The 3,383-nt window shown below is 63.1% G+C and carries 2 protein-coding genes; both read left to right on the top strand.

Features of this window, described 5'->3' with window-relative positions; translation table 11 throughout:
* Window positions 1–61 precede the first annotated feature (61 nt).
* Window positions 62–1,807 carry a SulP family inorganic anion transporter gene (locus EOA22_RS28330; RefSeq protein WP_063169635.1) on the top strand — a complete coding sequence of 582 codons (1,746 nt, stop codon included), beginning with the start codon at window positions 62–64 and terminating at the stop codon, window positions 1,805–1,807.
* A 281-nt stretch (window positions 1,808–2,088) separates the two neighbouring features.
* Window positions 2,089–3,318, top strand: coding sequence for an AAA family ATPase (locus EOA22_RS28325; protein ID WP_063169636.1), 1,230 nt, complete (start codon window positions 2,089–2,091; stop codon window positions 3,316–3,318).
* Window positions 3,319–3,383: the final 65 nt, after the last annotated feature.

Below are 3,383 nucleotides of genomic sequence, written 5' to 3'. Positions count from 1 at the left end.
CGGCGACCGCCGACAGCCCTGCCGACGATCCCGCCGCCTTTCAGGGTGCGAAAGGCAGTCCATGGATCAGACGCAGCGGGCAGGGCATGAACCGGCCCCCAGATCGGCCCAAAGGTCGGCCCACCAGTCGGCAAAGCCGACATTTCCCGAATTGTTCACGCCAAAGCTCGTGACGGTCTGGCGCGAGGGCTACACCTTCGCCGACGCCAAGGCGGACGCCATTGCCGGGCTGACGGTGGCCATTGTCGCGCTGCCCTTGTCGATGGCCATCGCGATCGCCTCGGGAGTCACGCCCGAGCGCGGCCTCTACACCTCGATCGTCGGCGGCTTCATCATTTCGGCGCTCGGCGGCAGCCGCTTCCAGATCGGCGGCCCGGCCGGCGCCTTCATCGTGCTGGTGGCCGCGACGGTTGCCCGGGTCGGTATTGACGGGCTGCTGCTGGCAACGATGATGGCAGGGGTCTTCCTGCTCGCCATCGGCTATCTCCGTCTCGGCACCTACATCAAGTTCATTCCCTATCCGGTGACGGTCGGCTTCACCGCCGGCATCGCCGTCATCATCTTTTCCGGACAGATCGTCGAACTGTTCGGGCTGAAGCTTGCCGGCAAGGAGCCCGGACCGCTGGTGCCGAAGCTGATCGCGGTCGGCGAGGCGGCCGGCACCATCAACCCGGCGGCGACCTTCGTGGCGGTGTTGACCGTCGCCACCATCGCCGGCCTGAAGCGCTGGCGGCCGACATGGCCCGCAATGCTCATCGCCATCGGGCTGGCATCGCTGGTCGTGGCGCTTCTCGCACTGCCGGCGGAGACGATCGGCACCCGCTTTGGCGGTATACCGCGCAGCCTGCAAATGCCCGCTTTGCCGCCGATCAGCCTGGACAGGATGATTGACGTGCTGCCGGATGCCATTGCCTTCGCCTTGCTGGGCGCCATCGAATCGCTGCTTTCGGCGGTGGTCGCCGACGGGATGACGGGCCGCCGGCATCGTTCCAACTGCGAACTGGTGGCGCAAGGCTTCGCCAACATCGCATCCGCCCTGTTCGGCGGCATCTGCGCCACCGGCACCATCGCCCGCACGGCGACCAATGTGCGGGCCGGCGCCCACGGACCGGTTTCGGGCATCGTCCACTCCGCCATCCTGCTCGCCTTGATGTTGGTGGCGGCGCCGCTCGCCAGCTATATCCCGCTCGCCGCCCTGGCCGGCGTGCTGGCGGTCGTGTGCTGGAATATGTTCGAGAAACAGGCCTTCGCCACCTTGCTGCGTGCCTCGCGCGGCGATGCGCTGGTGCTGATGGCGACCTTTCTGCTCGTCATCTTCCGCGATCTCACCGAAGGCATCGTCGTCGGCTTCGTGCTGGGGTCGATCCTGTTCATCGACCGCATGGCCAAGTCGATTGCGGTCGAGGCCGATCAGCCGCTGGTGCAGGAGGATGTCGCCGACAGCACCAAGGCCTACGATGCCAGCGAGGCGACCGACGCCGACACCGTCGTCTATCGCATTTCGGGCGCCTTCTTCTTCGGCGCCGCATCGACCGTCGGCACCGTGCTCGACCGCATAGCCGACCAGCGCAGGAACTTCATCCTCGACTGCTCGGCCGTACCGTTCTTCGATTCGACGGCGGCCAACGTCATCGAAGGCGCCGCCCACAAGGCGAAACGCGCCGGTGTCCGCTTCATCATATCGGGTGCCGCGCCGCAGATCCGACGCATGCTGATCACCCACGGCGTCAAGCGCCCGCTGGTGACCTACGCCGCCTCGATCAAGGATGCGCGGGCGCAGCTGAAAGGGAAGCTGGAGGCGGGGTAGGGGCCGGGATTTGCCGGCCGGTGGCCATAGTCAGGACAAGGTGTCCACCTGTTGAATGCCAACTTCTTGACGTTGAGCTGACTCACGCACGGCGCGACGTGAACAACCGCACTGCGCCTCTTTTTGGTCATTTCGAGAACCAACCTCCGATTCCGAAAGCTGGCATCCATCCACGTTGCGCCGCCAATGCTCAATCCTCGGTGAGCATGAAGCGATCCTGTAATCGAATTATTGACGAAATATCGTTATAGATTCTATTATATCCCCAAGTGAGGTATCCCATGCTCTACAAGCTAGAGGTCGAAAACTTCTTCTCCATCCGCGATCCGCAGGTGCTCGACCTGTCGGTGGATGGAAAAGTGCCCGATCCTGAAGGCCGTTATGCCCCCATCTTCGAGGGTGCGGACGTGCGCGCGCCGAAGGTCGTCGCCCTCTATGGCGCGAACGCCTCGGGTAAAACGACGGTGCTGCGCGCGCTCGAATTCGTCGTGACGATGATCCGCGACAGCGTAGCGCGCACGGTGCCAGGCTTCGCTGGCATCGAGCGGTTCAACGACGTGGAACCCGGCAGTCGGCCGATCCGGTTCGCGATCGAGCTGGGCGGCATCATAAACCTGACGCCGGAAGTCTTTCAGCGCGCCACGAGCGGCGAAAAGGTCGAGCAAGGCACTTACCGCTACGAACTGGAAATCGAACTCAAAGAAGGGCTCGCGGTGCGGATCGCGTCCGAGTCGCTGCGCCAGAGGCCGAACGGCCAAGGGAAATGGCAGCGCGTCTATGAGCGCGATGCCGAGGGCAAGGTGAAGGACTCTAAAACCTTCAGCCTCTCGGGCTTCCAGCACCTCGTGAAGACGCTCGCCGGCAATCACACGGTGCTGTCATCATTCGCGAAATTCCAGCACCCGACCGCGCAGCTTCTTGTGGATACGGCGCGCAAGGCCTTCTTCCAAATTGAGCCTGTGCACTCCTTCGTCGATCGCGACGTGATCGACTATCTAAAGAACCAGCCCAACGTCGTCTCGCGGCTGAAGGATGAGCTAAGCCGCATAGATGTGGGTGTGGAAGGGATGCGCTTTCAGCATACGGACAACGGGCCGCTGCTGCTGTTTAAGCACGCGGGTCTTGCGGTCGAAATGCCTTGGCTGATGGAAAGCCACGGCACGCGGGCCTTTATCAAGATGTTCCCTTTCATCATGAGCGCACTCGATACCGGCGGGATCGCCGCGATCGACGAAATGGACGCGGCCATTCACCCGAACATGCTGCCCGAGCTGGTGCGCTGGTTCTATGCGGCCTCGGGACGTAACAAGTTCGACGCGCAGCTATGGCTCTCCTGCCATTCGGCCTCGCTGCTCGATGACCTCAACAAGGAGGAAATCGTGATCTGCGAGAAGGACCGGCAGGGCCGCAGCCACCTTTACAGCCTCATGGACGTGAAGGTGCGCCGCGACGAGAACCATTACCGCAAATATCTGAGCGGTGCATACGGCGGGGTTCCACACCTCGGATGAACCGTCGTCGCCCGCCATATATCGAGCTTCGCCGTCCGGTTTATATTGGCTGCGGGGGAGCGTCA

The organism is Mesorhizobium sp. M7A.F.Ca.US.014.04.1.1, from assembly GCF_003998745.1.
GTDB classification, from domain to species: domain Bacteria; phylum Pseudomonadota; class Alphaproteobacteria; order Rhizobiales; family Rhizobiaceae; genus Mesorhizobium; species Mesorhizobium ciceri.
Note: the sequence above shows the minus strand (reverse complement) of the source record. Positions and strands in the feature narration are given on the sequence as shown.

Excerpts from the sequence above, each read along its gene's own strand:
- EOA22_RS28325 (WP_063169636.1), top strand. The coding sequence starts at position 2,089 with ATGCTCTACAAGCTAGAGGTCGAAAACTTCTTCTCCATCCGCGATCCG.
- EOA22_RS28330 (WP_063169635.1), top strand. The coding sequence starts at position 62 with ATGGATCAGACGCAGCGGGCAGGGCATGAACCGGCCCCCAGATCGGCC.